Annotated in this window: 22 protein-coding genes; 5 read left to right on the top strand and 17 right to left on the bottom strand. The window is 67.1% G+C overall.

The window, feature by feature from the left end:
- The first annotated feature begins 22 nt into the window (after positions 1 to 22).
- A complete protein-coding gene (locus A5663_RS18795) occupies positions 23 to 1,195 on the top strand; it encodes a pyridoxal phosphate-dependent aminotransferase (protein WP_068152541.1) in 1,173 nt (390 codons plus the stop codon).
- A 72-nt stretch (positions 1,196 to 1,267) separates the two neighbouring features.
- Here A5663_RS18795 and A5663_RS18790 read toward each other — a convergent pair whose 3' ends face one another.
- Both A5663_RS18790 and A5663_RS18785 read right to left on the bottom strand, forming a co-directional pair.
- Entirely contained in the window at positions 1,268 to 1,708 is a 441-nt protein-coding gene (locus A5663_RS18790) for an SRPBCC family protein (RefSeq protein ID WP_068152537.1), read from the bottom strand.
- A 58-nt stretch (positions 1,709 to 1,766) separates the two neighbouring features.
- Positions 1,767 to 2,846 (bottom strand): CaiB/BaiF CoA-transferase family protein, encoded by a 1,080-nt coding sequence (locus tag A5663_RS18785; protein WP_068152584.1) that lies wholly within the window; start codon positions 2,844 to 2,846, stop codon positions 1,767 to 1,769.
- Between the two features lie 159 nt (positions 2,847 to 3,005).
- Between A5663_RS18785 and A5663_RS18780 the strand changes: the two genes are divergently transcribed.
- Positions 3,006 to 6,206: an AAA family ATPase gene (locus tag A5663_RS18780; RefSeq protein WP_068152531.1), complete on the top strand. Its 3,201-nt coding sequence runs from the start codon at positions 3,006 to 3,008 to the stop codon at positions 6,204 to 6,206.
- A gap of 7 nt (positions 6,207 to 6,213) precedes the next feature.
- Here A5663_RS18780 and A5663_RS18775 read toward each other — a convergent pair whose 3' ends face one another.
- The 4 genes from A5663_RS18775 to A5663_RS18760 form a co-directional block, all read right to left on the bottom strand.
- Positions 6,214 to 8,769 carry an ABC transporter permease gene (locus tag A5663_RS18775; RefSeq protein WP_068152581.1) on the bottom strand — a complete coding sequence of 852 codons (2,556 nt, stop codon included), beginning with the start codon at positions 8,767 to 8,769 and terminating at the stop codon, positions 6,214 to 6,216.
- A gap of 5 nt (positions 8,770 to 8,774) precedes the next feature.
- Positions 8,775 to 9,542: an ABC transporter ATP-binding protein gene (locus A5663_RS18770; protein WP_231976831.1), complete on the bottom strand. Its 768-nt coding sequence runs from the start codon at positions 9,540 to 9,542 to the stop codon at positions 8,775 to 8,777.
- Positions 9,539 to 9,847 (bottom strand): hypothetical protein, encoded by a 309-nt coding sequence (locus A5663_RS18765; protein ID WP_068152528.1) that lies wholly within the window; start codon positions 9,845 to 9,847, stop codon positions 9,539 to 9,541. Before A5663_RS18765 ends, A5663_RS18770 begins: the two co-directional genes overlap by 4 nt.
- Positions 9,848 to 9,947: 100 nt before the next feature.
- Positions 9,948 to 12,563: a LuxR C-terminal-related transcriptional regulator gene (locus A5663_RS18760; RefSeq protein WP_068152526.1), complete on the bottom strand. Its 2,616-nt coding sequence runs from the start codon at positions 12,561 to 12,563 to the stop codon at positions 9,948 to 9,950.
- Between the two features lie 117 nt (positions 12,564 to 12,680).
- Here A5663_RS18760 and A5663_RS18755 point away from each other — a divergent pair, with 117 nt between their 5' ends.
- Positions 12,681 to 13,622 carry a cation diffusion facilitator family transporter gene (locus A5663_RS18755; protein ID WP_068152523.1) on the top strand — a complete coding sequence of 314 codons (942 nt, stop codon included), beginning with the start codon at positions 12,681 to 12,683 and terminating at the stop codon, positions 13,620 to 13,622.
- Here A5663_RS18755 and A5663_RS18750 read toward each other — a convergent pair.
- Positions 13,619 to 14,062: an SRPBCC family protein gene (locus A5663_RS18750; protein ID WP_068152518.1), complete on the bottom strand. Its 444-nt coding sequence runs from the start codon at positions 14,060 to 14,062 to the stop codon at positions 13,619 to 13,621. The genes A5663_RS18755 and A5663_RS18750 overlap by 4 nt on opposite strands.
- A 32-nt stretch (positions 14,063 to 14,094) precedes the next feature.
- Between A5663_RS18750 and A5663_RS18745 the strand changes: the two genes are divergently transcribed.
- Positions 14,095 to 14,538 carry a nuclear transport factor 2 family protein gene (locus A5663_RS18745; RefSeq protein ID WP_068152514.1) on the top strand — a complete coding sequence of 148 codons (444 nt, stop codon included), beginning with the start codon at positions 14,095 to 14,097 and terminating at the stop codon, positions 14,536 to 14,538.
- On the opposite strand, the gene A5663_RS18740 is transcribed toward A5663_RS18745, so the two are convergent.
- Genes A5663_RS18740 through A5663_RS18705 form a run of 8 tightly spaced genes read right to left on the bottom strand, consistent with a single transcriptional unit; the run spans position 14,535 to position 23,570 of the window.
- On the bottom strand, positions 14,535 to 15,995 hold the full coding sequence (locus A5663_RS18740; RefSeq protein ID WP_068152511.1) for an MCE family protein: 1,461 nt from the start codon (positions 15,993 to 15,995) through the stop codon (positions 14,535 to 14,537). The genes A5663_RS18745 and A5663_RS18740 overlap by 4 nt on opposite strands.
- Before the next feature lies 1 nt (position 15,996).
- The gene (locus A5663_RS18735; protein WP_068152508.1) at positions 15,997 to 17,118 is read right to left on the bottom strand and encodes an MCE family protein; all 1,122 of its coding nucleotides are present in this window, start codon (positions 17,116 to 17,118) and stop codon (positions 15,997 to 15,999) included.
- Positions 17,115 to 18,380 carry a virulence factor Mce family protein gene (locus A5663_RS18730; protein ID WP_082974236.1) on the bottom strand — a complete coding sequence of 422 codons (1,266 nt, stop codon included), beginning with the start codon at positions 18,378 to 18,380 and terminating at the stop codon, positions 17,115 to 17,117. The genes A5663_RS18735 and A5663_RS18730 overlap by 4 nt, the downstream gene beginning before the upstream one ends.
- Positions 18,377 to 19,654: an MCE family protein gene (locus A5663_RS18725; protein ID WP_068152502.1), complete on the bottom strand. Its 1,278-nt coding sequence runs from the start codon at positions 19,652 to 19,654 to the stop codon at positions 18,377 to 18,379. The genes A5663_RS18730 and A5663_RS18725 overlap by 4 nt, the downstream gene beginning before the upstream one ends.
- Positions 19,651 to 20,676: an MCE family protein gene (locus A5663_RS18720; protein WP_082974235.1), complete on the bottom strand. Its 1,026-nt coding sequence runs from the start codon at positions 20,674 to 20,676 to the stop codon at positions 19,651 to 19,653. The genes A5663_RS18725 and A5663_RS18720 overlap by 4 nt, the downstream gene beginning before the upstream one ends.
- Positions 20,673 to 21,956: an MCE family protein gene (locus tag A5663_RS18715; protein WP_068152500.1), complete on the bottom strand. Its 1,284-nt coding sequence runs from the start codon at positions 21,954 to 21,956 to the stop codon at positions 20,673 to 20,675. The genes A5663_RS18720 and A5663_RS18715 overlap by 4 nt, the downstream gene beginning before the upstream one ends.
- Positions 21,957 to 21,960: 4 nt before the next feature.
- On the bottom strand, positions 21,961 to 22,803 hold the full coding sequence (locus A5663_RS18710) for an ABC transporter permease (RefSeq protein WP_068152495.1): 843 nt from the start codon (positions 22,801 to 22,803) through the stop codon (positions 21,961 to 21,963).
- Positions 22,804 to 22,805: 2 nt separating this feature from the next.
- Complete coding sequence (locus A5663_RS18705) at positions 22,806 to 23,570, bottom strand: ABC transporter permease (RefSeq protein ID WP_068152492.1); 765 nt, start codon at positions 23,568 to 23,570, stop codon at positions 22,806 to 22,808.
- A 232-nt stretch (positions 23,571 to 23,802) separates the two neighbouring features.
- Between A5663_RS18705 and A5663_RS18700 the strand changes: the two genes are divergently transcribed.
- Entirely contained in the window at positions 23,803 to 23,988 is a 186-nt protein-coding gene (locus A5663_RS18700) for a hypothetical protein (protein ID WP_068152574.1), read from the top strand.
- On the opposite strand, the gene A5663_RS18695 is transcribed toward A5663_RS18700, so the two are convergent.
- Together A5663_RS18695 and A5663_RS18690 are read right to left on the bottom strand one after the other, a co-directional pair.
- Positions 23,985 to 24,965 carry an NAD-dependent epimerase/dehydratase family protein gene (locus tag A5663_RS18695; protein ID WP_068152491.1) on the bottom strand — a complete coding sequence of 327 codons (981 nt, stop codon included), beginning with the start codon at positions 24,963 to 24,965 and terminating at the stop codon, positions 23,985 to 23,987. The two genes, A5663_RS18700 and A5663_RS18695, sit on opposite strands and share 4 nt — an antisense overlap.
- A gap of 46 nt (positions 24,966 to 25,011) precedes the next feature.
- A partial coding sequence (locus tag A5663_RS18690) for an NAD(P)/FAD-dependent oxidoreductase (RefSeq protein ID WP_197503456.1) occupies positions 25,012 to 25,820 on the bottom strand: 809 nt, incomplete at its 5' end.

The following is a 25,820-nucleotide window of genomic DNA, read 5'->3' as shown; positions in this document are numbered from 1 at the left end:
AGCGGCGCTACGCTCGGTCACCGTGACGGTTCAACGGTTACGGCCGTACGCGGTGACGATCTTCGCCGAGATGTCTGCGCTGGCCGCCCGCATCGGCGCCGTCAACCTCGGCCAGGGCTTCCCCGACGAGGACGGCCCGCCCCGGATGCTCGAGATCGCCGAGAACGCGATCGCCGAGGGCGTCAACCAGTATCCGCCCGGCCTCGGCATCGCACCGCTGCGCGAGGCCATCGCCGCGCACCGCGAACGCCACTACGGCACCAGCTACGACCCCGAGACCGAGGTGCTGGTCACCGTCGGCGCCACCGAAGCGATCGCTTCTGCCGTACTCGGCCTCGTCGAGCCCGGCTCCGAGGTGCTGTTGATCGAGCCGTTCTACGACTCCTACTCCCCCGTCATCGCCATGGCCGGTTGCACGCGACGCGCCGTGCCGCTGCTGCAACAAGGCGCAGGCTTCGCCATCGACGTCGACAGGCTGCGCCGGGCGATCACGCCGCGCACCAAAGCGCTGATCGTCAACTCGCCGCACAACCCCACCGGCATGGTGGCCTCCGACGACGAACTGCGGGCGCTGGCTCAACTCGCCGTCGACAAAGACCTCCTGGTGATCACCGACGAGGTCTACGAGCACCTCGTGTTCGACGGGCGTCGCCATCTACCGTTGGCCTCCTACCCCGGCATGGCCGACCGCACGATCACAATCTCGAGCGCCGCGAAGATGTTCAACGTGACGGGGTGGAAGATCGGATGGGCTTGTGGCCCAGCAGAACTCATCGCCGGTGTGCGCGCTGCCAAGCAGTACCTGTCCTATGTCGGCGGTGCGCCGTTCCAGCCCGCCGTCGCGCACGCACTCGACAACGAGGAGGCGTGGGTGGCCGCCCTGCGGGTTTCGATGCAGGCGAAGCGCGACCGGCTCAGTGCGGCACTGAAAGACCTCGGTTTCGAGGTGCATGACAGCTTCGGGACCTACTTCCTGTGCGCCGACCCGCGGCCGCTGGGCTTCACCGACAGCACCTCGTTTTGCAACGAGCTGCCGCACCGGGCAGGAGTGGCCGCCATCCCGATGTCGGCCTTCTGCGATTCGGGCGCCGAGCATGCCGGCGCGTGGAACCATCTGGTGCGCTTCGCGTTCTGCAAGCGCGACGACACGCTCGACGAGGCGATCCGCCGCCTACAGGCCCTGCGCCGACGCTAGCCGGGTGCCGAGTGTCGGGTTGTCTTACGGCACGGCGCCCAAAACGTCGGTCAACCCGACTCTCGCCGATAACTATCCGGCGCCGGCCATCACCCGCCGCCGGAGATTCTCGGTGGCGACGTCGAGCACCATCTTCTTCGCGCGGCGTAAGAGGAACTCCGGGATCGGCGCGGCGAGGTCGATCACGATGTCGAAGCGCACCCGCGTCCGGTCCTCTCCGACGGGAGTGAGGTTGTACTCGCCGTGCTGACCGCGCTGCTGCAGTGTCGCCTCCGCATCCCAGACGACCCAATTGTCACCCCAGTGGTACTCGAGCAGTTCCTTGTCGGTGACTCCCATGATCTTGAACGTCGCCTTGACGTGATGCGGACGGCCGTCCGGATGCCGGTCGACCACCTCGGTGCGCTTGTGCACCGGCGACCACGACGGCACCGCGTCGATGTCGGCCAGCGCGTTGAGGATCGCTTCCTTGGGCGCCTCGAAGACCACTTCTCTCGATGCCCGGACCGCCATACGGCAAATCCTAGCTACCCCACGCGCCTGTCGGCCAGCATTTTCCAGCTAATTCCCGCTACCAGTCGATGTCCTCCACGGAGGTCAGCGCCTGCGGTGGTGGACCGATCGGCCCGGCGGGGGTACGGGAGAACCGCGGGGCAGGCGCAGCCTGGTCGACGCCGTTGGCCTGCACCAGAGTTGATCGCGCGCGCAGGTGGTCGTTCGCGGCGGCCTCGCTCCATGTCAACACCGGCGTGACGCACGCGTCGGTGCCCGCGAAGATCTGCGTCCACTCGTCGCGGGTCTTGCTCGCAAACCGATCAGCGAACAACCGGTGCATCTCTGGGAACGCCGACTTGTCCAGTTGGGCAGGCCGCTCGTCGGCGTCCAGCCCGAGGCCGGCGAGCAGCTGAGCGTAGAACTGCGGTTCGATCGATCCGACCGCCATGTAGCGACCGTCGGAGGTCTCGTAGGTCCGGTAGAACGGGGCGCCGCCGTCGAGCAGGAACGATTCGCGTTCGTCGGCCAGCGTGCCGGTCGACTTCATCGTCCACACCATCTGTGCCAGTACCGAGACCCCGTCGACCATCGCCGCGTCGACTACCTGGCCCCGGCCCGAGCGCTCCCGCTCGTAGAGCGCGGCGACGATGCCCAACAGCACGAGCATCGACCCGCCGCCGAAGTCGGCGACCAGGTTCAGCGGCACGACGGGCGGCCGGTCGCGGTAGCCGATCGCCGACAGCACCCCGGTCTGCGACAGGTAGTTGATGTCGTGGCCCGCGGTCTGCGCCAGTGGCCCGTGCTGACCCCAGCCAGTGATCCTGGCGAAGATCAGTCGCGGGTTCACCGCCGCGCAGTCCTCGGGTCCGATGCCGAGCCGTTCGCAGATGCCGGGCCGGAATGCGTCGATCAGCACGTCGGCTTTCTCGACCAGACTCAGCAGCGTCGCCGGCTCCTGCTTCACGTCCAGGTCGACGACGCGCTTGCCGCGGTGCAACAGGTCGACGTTCTCCGCGGGCATCTGCAGACCGCCCGGCCTGCGCACCCGCACGACGTCTGCGCCGAGGTCGGCCAGCACCATCGCCGCATGCGGTCCGGGACCGATTCCGCCGAGTTCGATCACCTTCACCCCCGCGAGGGGACCTGAGCTCGTCATGACAGGCCACGCTAGTGCGGCGGCTCCGATCGGGTGGATCGCCATGGCGTACGCGACCGTCAGGTGCGTCAATATCGTCACTTCGTCCCACCTGCGGACATACGCTTGGCGAGTCGGGTGGTCCATGCATGCGCCGCCTGGGTGGACTGCGGCATATCGATGTCGGGGGCAGCGAGTGAGGATCGCGTGACGACGGAAGCCGCGTGTAGTTCATGCGGAACCGAACTGCGGCAGAGCGCGAGGTTCTGCGACGAGTGCGGCGCCTCGACTGCGGTGCCGGTCAACGCCGCCGAGTACAAACAGGTGACGGTGCTGTTCGCCGATGTGGTCCGCTCGATGGAGATCGCGGCCGTCGTGGACATCGAGCGGTTGCGCCACATCATGACCGACTTACTGGAGCGCTCCGCGGCGGTGGTGCGCCGCTTCGGCGGAACAGTGGAGTACACCGGCGACGGCGTGATGGCGATCTTCGGAGCTCCGGTCGCGTTGGAGGATCACGCCTTTCGCGCGTGCCTCGCCGGGCTGGCTCTCCAGGATGAGGCCCAGCAGTTGGCCGGCGAGATCCAGCGGCGCGACGGTGTGCCCCTGCGGTTGCGAGTCAGGCTGAACTCCGGTCGGGTCATCGCGGGCGAGATGGGTTCTGGCTTACTGGGTTACGCGGCGACGGGCGAATCGGTCGGCTTTGCCCAGCGGATGGAATCGGTGGCTCCGCCCGGCGGGGTGATGCTGTCGGAGTCGACCGCTGGGCTCGTCGAACACGCGGTAATACTGGCCGAACGGGAGATGGTTCGTGTCAAAGGGATGGACGCCCCGGTACCTGCACGCCGACTGATCTCGATCCGTCCACGGAACGGACTCGTCGACCGCGCCGATGCGCACCTGGTCGGGCGACACTGGGAGATGGCAACCCTCGAGGCAATCGTCGGCCGCACGAAGACCGGTCAAGGCACCGTCGTGAATGTGACCGGTCCACCCGGTGTCGGCAAGAGCCGGGTGGCGCGCGAGACCGCACGGTTGGCGACTGCGCGCGGAATCGAGGTGCACTGGGCCTTCTGCGAGTCGCACACCCGTGACATCTCCTTCGCGGTGGTGGCACAACTCTTCCGCGAGGTCACCGGTGTCGCCGGCCTCGAGGACGCGACCGCGCGCCGGCGGCTGCGAGCGGAGATGCTCCCCGGCGCGGACCCCGAAGATCTTCTGCTGCTCGATGACCTGCTCGGCATCGCCGACGCCGATACACCACCGCCCCAGATCGATCCGGATGCCCGACGGCGCCGCCTGACCGCACTGATCAACACCGCGTCGTTGGCCCGCACCGAACCGGCACTGTTCATCGTCGAGGACGCGCACTGGATCGACGACGTGAGCGAGTCGCTGATCACCGATTTCGTTTCCGTCATTTCGCGCACCCCGTCGATGATGCTGATCACGTCCCGCCACGATTACGATGGCGCGCTGATGCACGTGCCCGGAGCACAGACCATAGCGCTTGCGCCACTGGATGATTCGGAGATCTCGAATCTCCTTCGCGAGCTGCTGGGCCTGGATCCCTCGGTCCGGGAACTCGCCACGATCATCGCCGAGCGAGCCGCCGGGAACCCCTTCTTCGCCGAGGAGATGGTTCGGGAACTGGTGCAACGCGGTGTGCTGACCGGTGAACGCGGTGCCCATATCTGCGGCACGGATGTCGCCGAGATCAACGTGCCCGCCACGGTCCAGGCGGCGATCGAGGCGCGCATCGACCGGCTCAGCAATCCAGCCAGACGAACGTTGAACGCCGCTGCGGTGATCGGCGCCCGCTTCGAGATGAAGTTTCTCGAAGCGCTGGATATCGAGCCGGCGCTCCAGGAGCTGATCAGTGCGGAGTTCATCGACCAGATTCGTTTCACCCGAAGCGCCGAGTACGCTTTCCGGCACCCACTGATCCGCGCAGTGGCATACGAGTCACAACTTAAATCCACTCGCGCCGAATGGCACCGGCGCGTCGCCACCGCTGTCCAGGAACACGAACCGGCGGCAGTGGAGGAGAACGCGGCGCTGATCGCCGAGCATCTCGAGTCTGCAGGCGAGGCGGGCGCGGCGTACGGCTGGCACATGCGTGCAGGCGGTTGGTCGGCCACCCGCGATGTCGGTGCGGCCCGAGTCAGCTGGCAGCGAGCACGTCGGCTCGCCGACAGTGTGTCCGCAGCCGACGACGGTACCCAGCTCGCCATGGCGATTGCCCCGCTGACCATGCTGTGCGCCACCGATTTTCAAGCTCGTGATCTCCGAGAAACTCAAGGACGGTTCGTGGAGCTGCGCGAGATGTGCAGTGCGGCAGGGGATAAGGTCTCGCTCGCAATCGGCATGACCGGCCCGGCCACCGAGCTCTTGTTCACCGGAAAAGCGCGTGAGGCCGCCCGGATGGCTGCCGAACAGATGTCGTTGCTCGAGTCGATGGCCGACCCGACCCCGATCATGAGCTTGTCGTTCATAGCGTTCCTCAGCTGGTTCGACAGCGGCGAGTTCGACCAGATCCTGCGATGGTCGCAGACCATCATCGAGCTGGCCGGCGGCGATCCCGCCAGGGGCGCCGGCTTCGGGGTCGGATCACCGCTGGCCTTCGCGTTGGCAATCCGCGGAGTCGCCCGGTGGTGGCTGGGCCGGCCCGGCTGGCGCGAGGACCTTCACGACGCGCACGCGATGGCGCGCAACAGCGACCCTGCAACACTGGCCCTCATCCTCGGCTGGACGTACCCCATCGAAATCGCCTACGGGGTGCTACGGCCCGACGACTCCGCGCTGGCCGCATGCGAGGAGGCCGTGCTCGCCGCCCAACGGGCCTCCAACGATTACGCACTGGGTTTCGCCGAGCTCGCCCTGGGGGTGGTGCTGGTCTATCGGGAGGCCGCGGCCGACCGTCACCGCGGGCTCGAGCTGCTGTTGCGGTCCCGCGACATGTTCCTGCGGGAACGTATCCCCTCCCTCGTTCCGGTCACCGAGCTGTTGGCCGCCCCTGAGTCGGCCAGGCGCGGCGACTGGGGTGCCGCCCTGAAGGTGATGCGCGCAGCCGTGTCCGAGCTGCACGCGGCGGGGCGGCTCGGATATGGCGTTTTCGGGACCGGCTTACTGGTGGAGGCGCTGCTGAAACGTGGCGCCGAGGGAGACCTTGCTGAAGCCCAGAAGGCAACTGACGTGTTGGCGGACCTGTCGGCGAACGGGAACTCGGCGATGGTCGAGATCACCCGGCTACGGTTGCGCACGCTCCTGGCCCGCGCCCGCAGCGACGACGCCGCTTACCGAGAGCTGCTGAGCTGTTATCGCGCGAAGGCGGAATCGCTTGGCTTCGAAGGACATATCGCCTGGGCCGCGGCGATGTAGACCAGGCTCAAGCGGTTCGCAGCACCGCTATCGTTTCCAACCGTCGCGCGTGGAACACCGGATAGACAGCGGCGGCCAATACGAGCACGATCACGGCCACCATCCCGGTTCTCAACGGGGCGTCCAGCACCGCCCAGTCGATCTTGACGCCGTAGTAGACCGGCGAGCCCAGTGTCCAGAGGTACGTGAGACCCGAACCACCCAACCCACCGAAAACGGCGGCAAGGAGTCCGAGCGCACCAGCATGCGCGACCACGACAGCCTGCTCCTGCCCGGGCGTCACACCGATGGCGCGCAGCGCGGCGCGCTCTCGCTTGCGCTGAACCAGGCCCAGTACGAACACATTCAGCACGCTCAGGCCCGCCACGACCATGATGATGTACCCGCTGATCGTGAACGGCTCCAAGAACCGGGTGATCCCGTCTGCGGCTACCGAGTGCCATTCGGTGTTGTCGTACACGGCCAGTCCGGCGCCGAGCGAAAGGAAGTCGTGACGATGAGCGGCTGCATCTGTGGGTGACGAATAGCTCACCGCGGCTCGATCGCGGACGGCTGCCCAGTCGGTGCGCGCCACAGTCTCCGACGTCAGGACGATGTCGCCCACCGCGGTGTCGTCGATCATGCGCGGACGAAAGATACCCGCGACCCGATACCGCTTCTGCCCGTTGACCGTCGGCAGCTCGACTGCATCACCGACGGTGACGCCGAGGCGGCTGGCGGCGATCTCGCTGAGACCGATGTTCCCCTCGCGCAAGCCCTGCCACATCTCGTCGTCGGCGCGCGTCGGTTGATAGCGGCCGCGGCTGTACCAGTCCCCCGGCGTGACGCCGATGACAAGCCGCGGCGTGGTGCCTGACGAGATCGTCGACCGCCAGCGCGCGGACACGCTGCGGCCGTCAGCGGCCCCGGTCACCAAGCCGAAAGTGGCGTCTGCGAGGTGGCTGTCCCGCTGGTCGAGCACCGATTGCGCGCTGACGAGCAGGGCGTCAGGCAAGCGCTCGGCCTTCTGTTCTGCCACCTGCGTGGTAGCGAGCAGTTGCATTCCATGTGAACCGATGGCCAAACCGCTGCCGACGGTGAGCAACGCCACGGACATGGCGAACAGCAGTGTGTAGCGCCGGACATCGGCACGCAGCAGACGCCCGACGTCAGGTCGGGCGGCGGTCACCACGCCGATCAACGGCCCGGCTGCGCGCGGCGCGATCCACAGTGCCACGAACGCGATCCCGTAGAGCCCGACCGCCATTCCGTTAATTCCGACATTCAGCGGCATCGACCCACGTTCGAACCTTTGCAAAACGACGACGGCGCCGGCCACCATTGCCGCTCCGATGATCAATGGCCAGAACGGAATCGTCCTCGCGCGCTGCACTCCGCCGGCACCGGCCATCGACGCCAACGGGCCTTCACGGGCGAGCCGCATGGCAGGCCCGATCATCGCGAGGATTCCCGAGGCTGTTCCCGCGACCGCGCCGATCACGATCAAGCTCGGCGTGAAATGCGCTGCCGGCGTGGCCCCGGAGCCGGCGAGGATGGCTTGGCCGTGCCGATGGACCAGATACATCCCGAGCAGGAAACCGCTCGGCACCCCCGCCAGTCCCCCGAGTACACCCACCACCGCCCCTTCGCCGAGCATGCCACCGAACAACCCGACCGGCTTTGCGCCCATCGCGCCGATGGTGCCCATGACCGCCCGTCGGTCCTCGACGGCCAGCAGGATCGTGTTGACGGCGATGAGGAATCCGATCAAGACGCCGGCCAGCACCGTCAGGTTGAAGCTCTGCGTGCCGTTCTGCAGCACCGCGGGCAGGTGCGGGCGCGGCGGGCCCGCCGTCGCGGTGGCGGCGATGACACGGTCGATGGCGGTCGTGATATGCGCACCTGGTCTCGGTAACACGAACGCGGCGGTGACGTAGCCAGGTGAGGAGAGCATGGCCGCGGCGATGTCCCAGGACGGCGCGAGCAGCACGTAGCCGTTGTTGATGCCCTCGACGCGGTCGAACTCCGGGAACGTCCAACCCAGATGTGCCGAGCCGGGCGGCAGGCCGGGGATGTGCAACTCGTCGCCGAGCTGCAGACCGTGGCGCTCGGCGATGGCGGTCGGAATCTGAAGCGGCACACCGGGACCGTCGGCGGCCTTCTCACGTGCGCGCTGTTCGCAGTTGAACGGCCCGACCAGCAGCTCGATCTGGCAGGAGCCGCCGAGCAGGAAGAAGCCCTGCTGGCCGTCGGGGATGTCGACCGGCGTCAACGCGGCGACGACCGGGATGACCGCTTGGGCCCCGGTGACTTCGGTGCGCAGCCGGTCGATGATCTCGATCGACAATCGGCCACTGACATTCGGCGTGACCTCGACGACCTCGCCCTCGGCGGCGTGGGTGAGCGAGGGACCGTACGAATCGAACGGGCGCAGGAGTTCGCCTTTGAGGATCAGCGATCCGACCACCACCGTCACCCCGGCGGCGACTCCGATCACGCTGAGCAGCGTCCGGCGCCAGTCTGCGATCAACGCTGCGAGGTGGATCCGCCGAAACGGCACCCAGGTGCCGGCCAGCCGGGACATCACCTCTACCTGAGCGCCACGTCGTCGGCTGCGTACGCATGCCCGTCGACGAGATGTAGTTCGCGCGAGCCGTAGCACGCCGCCGTCTGGTCGTGTGTCACCATCACGACCGCCGCGCCGTCTTCGTCCGACAGCGAGCGCAGCAGTTCCAAGACCTCTACCGACGAGTGACGATCCAGGTTTCCCGTCGGCTCGTCGGCCAGGATGATCGACGGTCGGGCCACCAGCGCACGGGCCACCGCCACGCGCTGCATCTGGCCACCCGACAGCTCGGCAGGCAGGTGATCGACCCGGTTGCCGAGACCCACCCGGTGCAGCAACTCCGCGGCGCGCGCGTCCGCAACCCGAGTCGGCACGCCGTCCAGGACCAGGGGCAACGACACGTTCTGGGCCGCGGTGAGCATCGGCACCAGGTTGAAGAACTGGAACACGAATCCGAGGTTGCGGCGCCGGAACGCAGCGCGCGCACCGGCTTTCATCGTCCACACATCCTTTCCTGCCACGGTCACCGTGCCGTTGTCCGGTCGGTCAAGGCCGCCGGCGACATGCAGCAGAGTCGACTTGCCGGATCCGGACGGCCCGGTGACGACGACGAACTCGCCCGCACCCAAAGTCAAGTCGAGATCACGCAGCGCATGCACCTGCTCGTCACCCCTGCGGTGGGTCTTGGCGATGCCCGAGAGCTTCAGCGCCGGCGCGACCGAGTCCCCGAGATGCCCGCATCCGGCCACCGGGGCCGAATCCACCGGTACCCGGCCTTGAAACAGGATCACAGCCTGAGCATCTCTCGCGCCATGGCGGCACTTTCGAGGAAGGCCTCGCGATGTGGCAGATAGTGACTCGGCGGAACGCGGTCGTCTGCCGGCGATGCCGCCTGTTCGTGACTCGACAGCATCGCTCGCACGGCGGCGACCAGACCATGATGGGGCTTCGTACGGGGCAGCGACGCCGCGGCCGCCGTGCTGAAAGCCACTTGTTGAACCGTGATGAGGACCGGCGGCTGGGCGACCTCTGTGACGACGGGCCCGCTTTCGATGATTTCCTGGCGCTCAGTTGGCGCGGTGATGAGATCGGTCACTTCGTGCCTCCTCACTAGGGCTGTGTCGCTCGATCGTCGGCCGCGCATGCCGCGACGAGCGCAGTAGGCCGCTACTGCAGTCGGCGCGCTCTCGAGTCGATCAGTACTTAGACGCGGTGCGCCGCGGCAACAACGCTGCGAGTTCTTCGCGACTGGTGGTTCCGGTCTTCGCCATGGCCCGGTAGATATGGCTCTCGACGGTGCGCACGGACAGGGTCAGTCGCTCGGCGACCGCTCGGTTGGACAATCCCTCGCTGATCATCATCACGATCTCTTCTTCGCGATCGGTCAACGGCAGGGGATCGCTGGCCTGTCGCAACGCCGGAGTGCTGGCGCCGCACCGCTCGGCCAGGGCTACGGCGCGTGTCGCGCAGCCTAGCGCCGATCCCCGCTTGTCGTCCCGACGGTATGCCAAGGCGGCGTGGGCGGCCGCATCCATCGCCGCGATGAGGTCGCCGAGATGCTCGAACTCTTCCGACACGGAGGCTAATTCGGCGGCATCGCCCTTCGACATGGCATCGGCGAATCGCGCAGCAAGGCCCGCCCGGGGTCCCTCGACCATCGATTCCAGCTCGCGCAGCCGGGGTGCGTTGCTGCGATCACCGAACTGCGTAGCGGTCTGCAGGCAAAGCAATTCGGCTGCGAATTGCCCTGCCGCGGCGGCTCGTTGGGCGGCTGACACCAGTATCGCGATCGCCTCGCTGACTGCGCCTTGACTCCCGGAGACCCAAGCCCGCATCATGGCCTGCTCGTGGTCCAGGGAGCGGAATCGGCGTGGACTCCTGGCGAGCGTGGCCAGTGCCTCGGCGGCTTCCCGAGTCATGCCGCGCATCGCGAGCGCAGTCACCTGAGGGATGCGATAGCGGTATCCGAAGCCGTCGGGATGTGTTGCGCACAGCCCCTCGGCTGCCTGCTCCAGCAGTGCGGACGCGTTGTGCAGATCACCGGCACCGAGCGCGGCCCGACCGGCGATCGCCGCACCGAGCAGGTGAACAACTCCGGGTAGACCGGCAGCCTGTTCACGAGTGCGCTCGGCCACACCCGCCGCGTCCTCGATGAGGCCGCCGAGAAGCAACGCGCTGACTTCGGCGTCCGCGATGTTGAATCGCATCTGTGGGGCCTCGAGGCTGCGGGTCGCCACGGAATAGCCGGCGTCGGCGTACGCCATGGCTTCGGCGGTGCGTCCGGCGTCCGCGCAGAGTTGGACAAGCACCCAGGCCACTTCGGCGCCGGCGACGGGAAACTCCTCTACAGCAATGGATCTCGAGACTTCCCACGCCTTTTCGGGCTCGTCCATGGCGAACCAGTAGACGGTGCGGAAGGCGTCGAGGTACATGCGGGCATTCGGACTCATGACGGGCTGCACATCGTCGATGAATGCCTTCGCGCGTGCGGGATCACCGAGCGCCCACAGCATGTTGCTGGCCCGAAGGAAGGCGAGTCTGGCGCGGTCTTGATCAGTCAGTTGACCGGTGTCGATCGCGGCGAGCACCGACTCTGCTTCCTCGCCCCGACCGAGCCACGACAACGCATGCGCGCGAACGAAGTTCGGCTCCGGTGCCGCGTCGGAGCCGATTGCCCCTTCCGCGAGTCGATCCGCGAGTGCCAGGTCCCCCAGCCATACGGCGCCGTACGCCGCCCGCACGAGTAGGTCGGCGTCGGGAGCGAGGTCGGAGTCGAGACTCAACGTCGCGCGGCGTACGACGACGCGGATGTCGCGGGGTTCAGTCGACGCGGCGAGTTCCGTGGCCACCGCTCCACGCAGTCGCCGTAACCGGCTGTATGGCGCACGCCTGCGGCGGACCTCCCCGTACAGCGGATGCGCCACCCGCACCTCGATGCCGCCACCCGCGGACTCCATGGAGATCAGGCCCCGGGTCTCGGCCTCCTCGATGGCAGCCGCGCCGGTGATCCGCGTGAGGGTCGGTAGGTCGATCGGCTCGCTGACGGCCACCACGTCGATCACGTCGCCGACGGGCGCCGGAAGGACTCCGATGCGGGACTCGATGAGCTCGACCAAGCCCGGCGGCATCACCGGGTCGCCGACCCAGCGCCAGAAATCACCTACCCGCACGATCCGGCCGTCGGCAACTTCCTGCTCGACGATGTTCCTCAGATACAGCACATTGCCGCGTGTAAGCGTCCACAACCGTAGGGCCGCCTCCGGGTCCACCGGGCCTTCCAGTGCGGCTACCAACAGCGCGGTGGTCTCGTCCAGCGTCAGATGCCGCAGATCGAGTCGCGCGAACTCACCGGCCGTCCATATCTCCTGCACAGCGGGTGGGACCGGCTGGCCGTCGCGCACGGTGAGTAGCACTTTCGCGGCCCCGCGCTGCACGATCTGGTGCACGACGAAGGCCGACAGCTCGTCGAGCAGGTGTGCGTCATCGACACCGAGAACAACATTGGCGCTCGACGAAGCGGGGGCGAGTGCCTCGATGATCCCTCGCAGCAGCTGGAATGTGTCCGTCACGCCGGACGGCGCCCACGCCGCGAAAGCGGCGAGCGGAACCGATCTGGCCGAGCAAGCGCCCGCCGTCCAGCGAGTCTCGAAGCCTTTCGAGGCCGCTTCCGACAAGGCCTCATGGGCGATCCGGCTCTTGCCCACGCCTTCTGATCCGCAGATGACGAGGCCGCGGACATCCGCGGCCGTGGCAACGGTCTCGATCGTTCGCATTTCCTGCGTGCGGCCGATCAACGGCCACGACAAGGACACGCAACGAGCCTAAGAGCACGGGTAGCACGGCGTGGGGATTCGCGCGGATATCGCGGGGACGTCGCGGCATGTGCCCCCGGGCGGCCCCGCCGCGGGTCAGGCGAGCAGACTGGAAAGGTGGCCGAAACCGAGTCCGGCGAAAGCACCCTGACCGTCCTCATCGCGTTCGGCGCCAACCTCGCCGTGGCTCTCGCCAAGACGGCGGCAGCCGTCGTGACGGGTTCGGCGTCGATGACCGCCGAGGCCGCCCACTCCTGGGCCGACGCCGGCAATCAGGGACTGCTGGCTGTCGCCAACCGTCGAAGCCGCCGACCACCCGACGCCGACCGCCCGTTCGGCTACGGCCGCGAAGCGTACGTGTGGTCGTTGTTGGCGGCCGTCGGGTTGTTCGTCGTCGGTGGTTCGCTGTCCGTCTGGCACGGCATCACCGAACTCCTGCACGGCGAGTCGGGGCCCGAGAACTATCTGGTCGCCTACGTCGTGCTGGGCGTCGCGTTCGCACTCGAGTCCGTTTCGCTGCTGCAGGCCGTGCGCCAACTGCGCACCGAGGCGCGTCGCTTCGAGCGCGACCTGCTCGACCACGTGCTCGACACCTCGGACCCGACGACTCGCGCGGTGTTCGCCGAGGACACCGCGGCGCTGATCGGAATCCTCATCGCCGCCTTGGGAATTGGCCTGCACCAGCTCACCGGCAACGCGATGTGGGACGCCCTGGGGTCGATCATGGTGGGCCTGCTGCTCGGCGTGATCGCGGTGATCCTCATCGACCGCAACCGCCGATTCCTGGTCGGTGAGCCGGCCGATCCGCGGGTGCGGGAGGCCGCGGTCAAACGCATCGCGGGCCTACCCGAGGTCGCCGCGGTGCGCTTCGTGCGACTGGTGTTCGTCGGACCGAAGCAGATGTTCCTCGTGGCCAGCGTCGACCTCGAGGGCGACGCCGTGGAATCGAGGGTCGCCGAGACGCTTCGGCGCCTGGAGACGCAGCTGCAGGCCGACCCCTTCATCGTCGACGCCGTGCTGACGATCGCCGAGCCTGACGAACTGGAAGCCGCGGGCTAACGGCCCTTCTTGACCTTGAGCACCTGCTTGCGCAAGCCGTCGGTGGCCGCTTCCAAGCCGCCCTTCATCGCGCGTTTGAGGACGAAGCCGGGAATCGGCACCGCCGGGTCGACGGTGATCTCGAAGCGCACCTTGGTCTTGTCGCCGTCAGGGGTGAGCGTGTACGACGCGCTCTGCGTCTTCAGCTGGGTGGATTCCAGCAGGTCCCAGCTGGCCTTGTTGTCGGACCAGGTGTACTGCACCACCTGCTCGTCGGAGATGCCCATCGTCTTCAGCTTGAGCCGCACGCGGCCCGGTCGTCCGTTGCCGTCCCTGTCGAGCACCTCGGCGCCCTGGTGTTGGGACGACCACTCCGGCGCGGATTCGACGTCGGCGATGACGTCGAGGATCTCCTCCGGGCTCGCGTCGATCACGACCTCGCGGGAATCGCTGGTTGCCATGGCGTGACACTAGCGCCGTTACCGTTGACCGCATGGAGCTTTGGGAGCTTTGCGCCCGAGAACGCATCCGCGACACCCTGGCGCAGTACAACTGGTCGGGAGACGCGATGCGGCTCGACGAGCTGGCCGCTGCGTTCTGCGACGACGGGACTCTCGAGGTGCGGGGCAGCGCTCCGGTGCAGGGGCGCACCGCGATCGTCGAGTTCCTCGGTGGCGCGGTCGCGGCGCCGAATGCGGCGGCCTCGGCGTCGAACGTCAAACGCATCGTGCGCCACAACGTGGCCAACATCCGGTTCGGCGAGCTGACGCCGGCCCGGGCGGAGGTCGCCTGCTACTTCACCGTGTTCACCGAGATCGGCCTCGACCACTACGGCCGTTACCGCGACGTGTTCGTCCCGGTCGGCGGGCACTGGCTGATCCGGCACCGCTTGGTCTCGACCGACTGGGCCGCGCCGAATTCGACGATGGCGCGCTAGCCCGGCGGCACCAGCATCGACTGCCACGTCCGGTGCTGCGGGTGCGCGAGGTCGGCGCGGGTGTGCGGCTTGCCGTCCGGGCCGATGTAGTCGCCGGAGGCGGGGTCGTAGGGCACCGCCAAGACAGGCGAGGCAGGCGGGGCAGCCGGTGTTGGCTGCCTCGGATCCTGGCCCGGTGGGTACTGCGGGACACCCTGACCGCTGAGCGTCGCGTTCGGGTCGCCCTTCCAGTTGTAGCCGTCGTTCAGTGGGACGTACTGCTCGTCGCTCTCACACATCTCGACCGTCGGCGCCCGCTTGCCCGGCACGGTTGCACACGGAATGTTGCGTACCCCACGGACATTCAGGTCCGAGTTCTGCGGCACCCGGCAGTACAGCTCGCCGGCGGGCCGTTCAGGCGCGTCCTGTTCCGACGGCGATCGCTGTTGGCGCACCGGAAGGAAGCCCGTGTTGCATGGCGGCGGCAGGTTGAGGTTGAGGTTGAAGTCGAGGTACACGCCCTTGTAGTCCTGCTTGGTGTTGGCGTTGGGCAGGATGATGGCCGACATCACCGCTGTTCCCTGGGGGAACAACACCAGCAGTTGCTCGATGTCATTGCGGTAGTCGATCGCGATGTCGCCGAGGCTGACCATGTTCGCCAGCAGCAGCGGCAACGGCGAGCTGATGCGGTCGAGGACCGCGCGGCCCTCTTTTAGCGTCGGTGCACCGGACTGCAGCAGGTCGGCGAACGCAGCATCCTGTGCTTTCAGCTGCCCGGTGATCGACGCCATCCGGTCGGCCCAGGTCCGGATCGAATCCGCGGTCTGCACCTGCGAATTGAGCACCGGCGGGGACTGATCGATGAGACCGACTATCGGGTCCACCGTCTTTCCCGCGTCGATCGCCAACCTGGTCGAGCCGTCGACGATGCGCGACAGTTCCGGGCCCAGCCCGGCGACAGCGGTGGCGGCCTCGTCGACCACGGTGCGCAGGTTGTCCTGTGGAATCGCCTGCAGTGCACGGTTCGTCGCATCGAGCAGATTGGCGACGTCGGGTGGCACCGCCACCTTGGCCGCCGGGATGACCGAACCGTCGTGCAGCGCCGGAGCGGTCGCGTCGTCGGTGTCCGGTGCCGGGGTCAGCTCGACGAACTGTTCACCGATCGCCGAGCGGCTGTGCACGGCCGCCGACACGTCGGCGGGGACCTTCCTCGACGACTCGAGTTTGAGGACGGCGCGAACCCCGTTCGGGGTGACGTCGACCGACGTCACCCTGCCGATCTCCAGTCCCCGGTAGGTCACCACGGACGACGGGTACAGCCCGCCCGACGACGGCAACTCCAAAGTGACGTGGTAGCGGCCGATTCCGACCAGGGCCGGAACCTTGACGAACCCGAAAGCCATCACGCCACCGGCGATGAGCGTGACGGCAGCCAGGATCCCCAACTGGATCCACACCGTGCGCGGCAACCGCACCATGTCAGTAGGCTCCCCACCGGTACGGCGCGACCAGCGGGTTGCCCGCCGTGTACGGGCTGGGCTTCTGGCCGATCGTGCGGCCCCACTGCAGTTCCAGTTCGGTCAGGTCGCCTTCCCACCGAGTGCCGGTGAACAAGCCGGCGTCGATGCGGCTCAGTGTCAGGTCGATCACGAGCGTGATATTCGCGAAGTCACCGCGGAACCAGTTGGGGATCGTGCTCTTGACCCATGGATACGTCGACAGGAAGTCGAGCCCCCTGGTGAGGGCGGGACCCGCGTTGGCCAGTTCGCGCAGCACCGGCGCGAGGTTGCGCAGGTTGGCCACCAGCGACTCCTTGGTCTGCTGGACCGTCGAGGTCGCGATCGCGCTGAACTGGCCGAGCGCGTGGACGGCGTTGGCGATCTTCTCCCGCGAATCCGCCAGTACCGCAATGGCTTGCGGGATCGTCGTGAGCGCTCTGTCGACGGTGTCGTCTTTCGCCGCCACCTGGCCCGCCAGTGCGTTGAGGTTCTCGGTCGCGGTGATGATGTCGTCGGTCTGTTCGTTGAGCCGGCCGATGAAGATGTCGAGTTGGTCGAGCAGGCTGCGCATCTCGCTCTCGCGGCCGGCGAGCGCCTTGGCGAAGGTCTGGTTGATCTCCTGCAACTGGCCCAGGCCGCCGCCGTTGAGGAGTATCGACACGGCGGCCAACGTCTGCTCGGTCGTCGGATACGTCCCGGACGCCGACAACGGGATCACCGAGCCGTCCTTGAGTTCACCGCGCGGCGGCTGGTCGGCGGGCGGCGCGAGCTCGATGTGCATGGAGCCCAGCAGGCTGGTGGTCCCGACTTTCGCGGTGCTGTTCGCGGGCAGGTGAACATCGGAGTTGATCCGCATCGTCACCAGCGCATGCCAGTCCTGCACTTCGATTTTGGTGACGTTGCCGACGTTGACGTCGGCGACCCGCACGCGGGTGTTCTGCTGGATGACCACGACGTCGGGCAACTGCGCCTGGATGGTGTAGGACCCGGTTCCGCCGCCCTCGGTGCCCGGTAGCGACAACGAGTTCAGCCCGCGCCAGCCGCATCCGCTGAACGCCGACGCGCACACCGCGGCCAGCAGCACGACCAGCGCCCGCCTCACGGCGTCCCTCCCGGCGGGACCATCATTCCCGGCAGGCCGAGGCTGGGGTCGGTGGGCGTGGCCACGGGCGGGTTCGAGGGGCTCCCCTTCAGCCGATCCTCGCTGTAGGTGATTTCGTTGGGCCGCGCCGACGCCCCGACGAACGGGTTGATGCCGAGCGGCGGGAAGTTGTACTGGCGGTCCTTGATGATCGGTGCCAGGTACTGCACGCACAGCTTGGCGGAGTGCTCGAAGCCCTGCCGGGCCGCCGCTTCGATTGCGCTGCAGATGAACTGGACGGTGTTTGCGAAGTTCACCGGCGCGAGGATGCCGGTGACCGAGCTCTGGGCCGGCTGGTAGATGTTCATGAAATTCTGGAACACCGTCGGCGTGATGTGCAGGATCTGCTTGACGTCCTGTCGGCTGTCGTTGAGCGTCGTGGTGATGGACGCGACGCGATCGAACGTCTCCCCGAGACCCTCCCGGTTCTCGGCGACGAACCCGCGCAGGTCGGTGACCGCGCCGTCGAGGCTCGCGGTCGCATCGGCGACCTCGTTCGGGGTGTTGGACAGCGCAGTGGTGATGTCGGCGAGATTGGTGTTGAACTGCGCGAGCAGGTCGCTACTCGACGACAGCGCAGCCACGAGCAGCTGCAGGTTGCGCACCGTGCTGAAGATGTCGGTGCTGTGATCGCCGAGTGCCGAAACCGCTTGCGACAGTTCGATCACCGTGTCTCTGGCCGTCGCGCCGTTACCCCGCAGGTTCTTCGCGGTGCTGTTGATGAATTCACCGGCTGCGCTGACCCCGCCGGGCGTGGTGGGCTGCAGCGATTCGGTGAGCTTCTCCAACTGCTCGCGGAAGTCGTCCCACTCGACGGGGACTGCGGTCCGGTCCTGCGGGATGGTGGCACCGTCGGCGAGTTTCGGGCCGCCGGAGTATGCAGGGACCAACTGGATCGCTCGTGCGCTGACCAGTGACGGCGACAGGATCGCCGCGCGCGCTTCTGCGGGTACATCGACCTGCTTGTCGACCGAGAAGGTGACCTTCGTGCGGTTCGGCTGAGGATCGATGGCGTCCACCGTGCCCACCTCCACACCGAGGATGCGGACCTCGTCGCCGGTGTAGAGGCCGTTGGCGTTGGCGAAGTACGCGACGAAGGTGTTCTTCGCGACGCGGTCCCACCACGGGGTCGCCACTACGGTGAGGGCGACGGCCAGCAGGATGACGAGCGTTGCCGCGGTGGCGATCCGCACTGCTCGCAGCGTTCTGCGGCGCATAGTCACTGGCCTCCGTCGATCGCGGGGGGACCGGGCGGCGGACCACCCGGCGGCGGCGCGGGCAGCGGCTCGCGGTGCGGGTAGCGGCCGGGGAACTGCGCGGGCAGGTTCGGGTCCTCGTTGCCGGTGATCGCTTCGGGGACGGTGAGTTTCGGTTCACCGCCCTGACCGGTGCGCGGGAACGGCACCGGCAGCGCGGGTGTGCCTGGTTGACCGAGAGCGGGGTCGACGAGTTGCGAGGGCAGCAGGACGCTGGGGTCCAATCCGAGGTCGGAGAACGCGGCGTCGATGAACGGCTGGGCGAGCTGGCCTGGGGCGAGGTTGACCAGCGATGCCTTGAAGAACGGGCCGGCGCCGAGCACTTCACCGAAGGACATCGCGTAGCGCCGCAACAGGTACAGCACCCGCTGCAGTTCGGTCTTGCGGTGGTCCAGAATTCCCAGCACACCGTTGAGTTTGTCGAGCGCGGGCTTGAGCTGGGTGCGGTTGTCGGCCACCAGACCGGAGACCTGCTGCGACGCCGCGGTGACATTGGTCATCAAGGCGTCGACCGAGTTCCGTTGCGCCAGAATCTCACTCAGCAGGGCGTTGGTGTTCACCACCAGCGCGGCGATCTGGTCGCTGCGCTTGCCGAGCACGGTGCTGACCTTGTTGGCGTCGGCCAGCAGGTTGCGCAGTTGCCGGTCGCGGGTGTTGAGGGTGTCGGAGAACTTTGCCACTCCCTCGAGCGCTGTCTTCAGCTGCGGCGGCGTGTCGCGGAATGTGTCGGCGAGTGTGGTCAGCGCCGACGACAGCTGTGTGGTGTCCAGTGCGCTGATCGTGGTGGTCAGATCGCCGAGGGCAGTGGGCAGGTCGTAGGGCGACTTCGTCCGCTCGAGCGGGATGGTGCCGTCCAGCACACCGTCACCGCGCGGCGTGATTTCGAGCATCTTGTTGCCGAGCACGGTCTCGGTCTTGATCGCGGCTTCCGTTCGATCACCGAGTTCGACGCCGTCGCGCACGGTGAAGTCGACGAGCACCTTGGTGCCGTCGAGCGTGACACTGGAGACCCTGCCGACACTCATGCCCGACACCCGGACGTCGCTGCCCGGCTTGATGCCACCGGCTTCGGCGAAGTAGGCCGAGTAGTCGGAGGTCCCCTTGATGAATGGGATTCTGTCGTAGGAGAACGCCGCGACCACGATCGCGAGGATGAGCGCGATGCCCACCGCTCCCACGACGAGTCTGTTGCGTTCGGCGAGTGGCTTGATCTCGGGACGCTTGAATCGAAGTCGGCTCATTTGGCTGCACACCGCCCCGTGCTCTGCCCGACGAGTTTGACGAACACGGGTTGGCCGCCTTTGCCGTTGACCTTAAGAATCGCGTCGCACAGATAGAAGCCGAAGTAGTCGCCGTAAAGGCCTTGCCGCGCAAGGACCTGATAAGCGTCCGGCAGGGTCTTGAGAAGATCGTCGACGTAGTCGCGGTCCGCCATGATCTGACCGGAGACCCGGTCGGTCTGGGTGACGGCTTCCTTGATCGGCTGACGCGCCTCGGTCAGCAGGTCCGCCACCGAACCCGCCGCGGCGTTGATGTAGGCGGTCCCGGTGGCGATGTCGGATCTGCGGTCGGCCAGCCCCTGGGCCAGCTGCGAAAGCTTGTCCAGGCCTTGGGAGAACTGCTCGTCGCGCTCGGCGAACGTGCCGAGCACCGTGTTCAGGTTGGTGATCACCTCGCCGATGAGCTGGTCGCGGCCCGCCAGCGTCGAGGTCAGTGTCGACGTGTGGGCAAGGACCGAGGCGATCGTGCCGCCCTGGCCCTGGAACACCTGCAGCAGCTCACCGGACAACGCGTTGACCTGGTCTGGGTCCAGCGCCCGGAAGAGCGGCCGGAACCCGCCGAGCAGGGCGTCGATGTCGAGAGCCGGCGAGGTCCGTTCGAGCGGAATCGTCTGTCCCGCCTGAAGTTTACGCACCGAGCCGGCGCCCTCCTCGAGCGCGAGGTAGCGGTCGCCGACCAGGTTCTCGTAGCGCACCGCCGCCCTGGTGGCCTGAGTCAGCGTGAGGTTCCTGTCGACGGTGAACTCGACGGTGACCGTGCCGTCTTTGTGCAGACTCATGCTCTTGACCTTGCCGACCTCGACGCCGGCGATGCGGACGAAGTTGCCGCCCTTGAGTCCGGAGACGTTGGTGAACACCGCGCTGTAGGTGGCGCGGGAGTCGAACCGGAACTGTCCGAAGACGGTCATCAGCACGAACATGAACGCGACGCACATCGCGGTGAACAGCACCACCCGCGTCAGCGTGCGGCCGGTCCTCCTCACGGTCCACCCCCCGGTGCGGGCGGCAGCGGACCCGGCGCCGGTCCACCCGGGTAGCGGATCCGCGGCGGCTCGGGAATCGGCTTGGTCACCGGGAAGTAGTTGGCGATGCCGGGGAATCCGATACCCGGGTTGGGCCGCACGTCCAGACCGTCGCCGAAACCGGTGTCGGTGACGAGGTACTTGACCGGATAGTTCTTGCTGACGTCGGGCAGCGAACCACAGCTCGGCTTCCCGGCCGGCCCGCCTTTGGCGTTGACCTTCGGCAGGTTGGCCGGGAAGCGGTATGGATCGTCACCGGCGAGTAGCGCCGCATCCATGATGACCGATTTACCGTTGCCGCCCAATGCGTCTCGTCCCCCGTTCTCCAGGAACCACTGCGCGCCGAGGAACAGGCAGGCGTAGGTGGGTGAATATGTCTGCAGGAGCTTGGTCGTCGGCACGGCGGTGTCGAGAGCGCGGGCCAGCGCGGGCTGGTTTCCGCCGATCGTGGAGATGCCCGAGGTGGAGAAGCCGACCGCTGACAGCAACAGCTCGTCCAACGCTCCGGCATGGCCGGAGATCGTCGCGCTCGTCGTCGAGAACGACTCCAGTGTCGACAAGATATTCTGTGCCGCAGTCGAATACGCTTGTGCTGTCTGCCCGAACAGCTGCCAGTCCTGTCGCACGGTGTCCATGCGCGGGTTCACCGCGAGCAGCACATTGTTCGAGCCGGTGATCGCCCGGCCGATGACATCGCCCTTGCCGCGCAGGGATTCGGCGACCGCTGAGAGCACCGCGTTCAGCTTCGCCGGGTCGATCGACCGCACCACCGACTGCAGGTTCTCGAACACGGTGTTGACCTCGACGGTCACGTTGCGCGAATGCAACACCGAACCCGGCTTCAACGGCTCGGCACTCGCATCCGGCGGCACGACGAGGTCGACGTACTTGGCGCCGAACGCGGTGCTGGCCTTGATCTCTGCTTCGATGTTGCTCGGCAGGTAAGAGAACGGTTCGGGATCGATCCTCAGCGCCAGCTTCGAGGTGGCGCCCGCCACCCCGGATTCACCACCGATCGTGTGGACCTCGCCGATCTGCACGCCGCGCAGCTTGACCTTGGCGCCGTCCTCCATCACCAGCCCGGCCCGGTCGGACACCAGCGTGAGTGGCACCGACCGCTTGAGCGACCCGGAGAACAGCAGCGCGGTCAGCGCCACCAGCGCACCGGTCACCACGAACAGCACCGGGGCCCACCAGATCGGGTCGATTCCGCCGCGTCGAGGCGAATTGATTGTGCTCATGCCGTCATCCCGACAGATGGAAGTTGCCGGACTGGCCGTATACCGACAGCGTGATCGTCAGCAGGATGAAGACGCCCGCGGTGATCGACATCCGTACCGCGCGCCCGACCGCCTCACCGACACCGGCCGGTCCACCGGTCACGGTGTAGCCGTAGTAGGTGTGCACGGCCATCACCGCCGCGGCCATCGCCAACGCCTCGACGAACGACCACAGCAGATCGGTCGGATGCAGGAACGTCGAGAAGTAGTGGTCGTAGACACCCGACGACTGCCCGTAGATCACCGTCGTACCGAATCTGGTCGCCAGGAACGACATCAGAACGGCCACAGTGTAAATGGGGACCACCGCGACGACGCTCGCCACGATGCGGGTGGAGGCCAGATAGGTGATGACGCGGATGCCCATCACCTCGAGCGCGTCGATCTCCTCGTTGATCCGCATCGCGCCGATCTGCGCGGTGGCGCCGGCGCCGATGGTCGCGGCGAGGGCCACACCGGCCGTGGCGGGCGCGATGAACCGGACGTTGAGGAACGCGCCGAGGAAACCGGTGAGGGCTTCGATTCCCACGTTGGACAGCGTGTTGTAGCCCTGCACGGCGATCAGCGCGCCGGTTGACAGCGTGAGGAACCCGACGATGACGACCGTCCCGCCGATCACGGCCAATGCGCCGGTGCCGATGCCCATCCCGGCGATCTGGCGCAGCACCATGGTCGGGTAACGCCGAACCGCGTCGGGGGTGGCAGCGAGTGCCTGACCGTAGAAGGCGGTCTGCTCCCCGAGCCTGCGGGTGGTGTTGATGAATCCAACCTCGCGCCGTGCCTTTGGTTCGCTCGCAAGCTCACTCACACTCACGGGGCCACCTTCACGCCGAACGCCGTAGCCAGGATGTTGATGAGGAATAACGCCATGAACGCGAAGACGACGGTTTCGTTGACCGCCGTGCCCACCGCGGTCGGGCCGCCGCCGACGTGTAAACCCTTGTAGCAGGCGATCAGTCCGGCGGACAGGCCGAACAACAACGCCTTGACCAACGAGACGATCACCTGCGGCAGCCCGGTCAGCAGCGTCATGCCTGCGACGAACGCGCCGGGCGTGACGTTCTGGATGAAGACGACGAAGAAGTAGCTGCCGGTCAGCCCGACCACTGCCACCACCGAATACAGCATCAGCGCGACGAATGTCGCCGCGATCACCCGCGGCACCACCAGGGCCTGGATCGGGTTGACACCGATGACCTTCATCGCGTCGATCTCCTCGCGGATGGTCCGCGCACCCAGATCGGCGCACATCGCCGTCGAACCGGCTCCCGAGACGACGATCGCGGTGACCACCGGACCCACTTGCGTCACGGACGCGAGCGCCGCACCGGCGCCCGAGAGGTCACCGGCGCCGACCTCGATCAGCACGATGTTCAAGGTGAACACGATCAGCACGGTGTACGGGATCGACAGCACCAGCGTCGGCACTATCGACACCCGGGCGACGAACCAGATCTGCTCGATGAGTTCGCGCCATGCGAACGGGCGGCGGAACATCGCCGCGAACGTCTCCCCCGCGAGCACCACGAAATCGCCCATGGCAAGCGCAGGCCGGGACCACGCAGTTGTAGTCATGCTCAAACTCGGTCCCATCGTCGTCAGGTCTGGCGGGACGGTAAGCACGTCCGAATTAGCTGTCAACGCAAGGGAACGGCCGGACCCGGCCGTCAATTAGGGGTATTCGCTGGCTGCTTCAACGCCTTTGGTTTCGCTCATTCAGATCAGATCGCGCTGAGCTTAAGTGTTGCCCGGGAGGTGTCCCATGAGTTGGCGACTAGAACGCCACTTCGGCGGGTAGTCAGTGCCGGTGACCGAGCAGAAGAAGGACGATCCCGACACCACCGACACCGACGCGGGCCCATCGAACGCGGACGACGACGTGCAGAGCGACCCGGCCCGCGGCACGGACGGCACCGAGGAGGGCGTGGACTGGTCGGACGAGGGCGGCGCCACACCGAGCGGTCCCGCCGACACCGGCGACCCCACGGGTTAAAGGGAATCAGCCAGCTGGGTCAGCGTCTCGGCGCCAGTGTGTTTCGGCTGCCAACCCAGCTCAGTTTTGGCCTTTGTGGTGTCCATGACGACCGAGGTGCGGCCGGTGTGCAGCCACTCCAGCATCGACGGGACGAACGGCAACCGCGCGATGATCTCCGATGCCACGGCGGCCGAGACTTTCGGTACGCGCACCGGACGGGCGCCCAGTTTGCGGGCCACGTCCGACATCGACACCAGTCCGTCGCCGGCGAGGTTGTAGGCACCCGGCGGAGCTGAGGTGGTGGCGGCCAACGCAATCGCCGTCGCCACATCGTCGTGATGGACCAACTGCAGCGGTATTCCCGGGTCCGGGAACGGTGGTTTCAACAGCGGGAGGGTCTGCGTGATCTGCTTGACCGGCCCGGGCAGCTGGCTCCACGGCATGGCGTCGGCCAGTGCGGGCGCCTTGGGTCCGGCCACGATGCACGGCCGCAGCACGAAGACTTCCAGTGTCGTGCCGTCGGTAACCTCGGCCAGCGTGGCCTCGCATGCGGCCTTCTGTTCGGAGTAGTAGTGCTCGGGCGAGCCTCGTGGCGGGACGCTCTCGGTGATCGGAACCGGGTTGTCGGAGTGATAGCCGTACGCCGCGACCGACGAGGTGTACACCAGTCGCCGTGGCCGCGAAGCGGCGACAGTCGCCTCGAAGACGTTGCGGGTGCCCTGCAGGTTGACGCGAGCGCTGTCGGCTCGTGAACCCATGATGATGAAGGCCAGATGGACCACCACGTCGGCGCGGGCGACCAGGGAGTCGACCGCCGCTCGGTCGAGGATGTCGCCCTGTAGATAGGTGGTTTTGGTCCAACCGTGCTCGGCGGGGTCGAAAGGCCGCCGAGCCATGCCGAAGATTTCGTCGACTTCGGCAACGCCCTCGAGCGCCGCCACGGCAGATTTGCCGATCTCGCCCGTGGGCCCGGTGACAGCGACGATGATTCCCATGGGCGATGCATTCCCTGCACCACCCGTTTGAAACTCTCGCCGGGCTTCAGGACAGGTCGGCCAGCGCCTGCTTGGCAGCGTTGTAGCCGGGGATGAACGTGATACCGGGCCCGCCGTGGCAACCGGCGCTACCGAGGTAGAGTCCCTCGATCGGGATGGGTTGGTCCAGATAGCCTTTGGGGCCCGGCCGGTTCGGCCCGATCTGGTCGGGATGGATCAGCCCGTGGCAGTAGTCGCCACCGGGCGCGCCGAACATGGTGCCCATGTGCTTGGGCGTGAACGTGGTGTGCCGCAGGATGAGGCTCTCGAAGTTGGGTGCCAGTCGGCCGATCTTCTCGATCACCCGTTGGCCCATCTCGACCTTCATCTCACCGTAGGAGTGTTCACCTTCCTCGATGGGAAACCACAGCGAGAATGCCGATGCCGCGTGCTTCCCGGGGGGCGCCAGCTCGGGGTCGTTGACCGACGGGAGCTGCAGCGCGATCGCCGGGTCGGCGGGCACGATCCCGCGCCTGCAGTCCTCCCACTGTTGCTGCAATTCCTCAGGCGTGCTGAAGATCCCGATGTTGGACTGCATCGCCGGGTCGTTGAGCAGTTCGTAGGGTGCGGCGAACTCCGGGATGCCGTCGAGCGCGAAATGCATCTGCAGATAGCTGCCGCGATGGTCCACTCGGGAGAACCGATCCCGCACCTCGGCCGGCACCGATCCCACGTCGATGAGTCCGTTGACCGTCAGGTCGGGCGCGATGCCGGAGACGACTACCGGCGCGCTCAGCGGGGTGCCGTCCTCGAGGCGCACTCCGTTCACCCGCCCGTCGGCGACGCAGACCTCGACGACCTTGCTCCGCAGCCGCA

This window comes from Mycobacterium sp. E740, from assembly GCF_001672895.1.
Classification (GTDB): Bacteria; Actinomycetota; Actinomycetes; order Mycobacteriales; family Mycobacteriaceae; genus Mycobacterium.
This window is presented reverse-complemented; position numbering and strand designations above follow the sequence as displayed.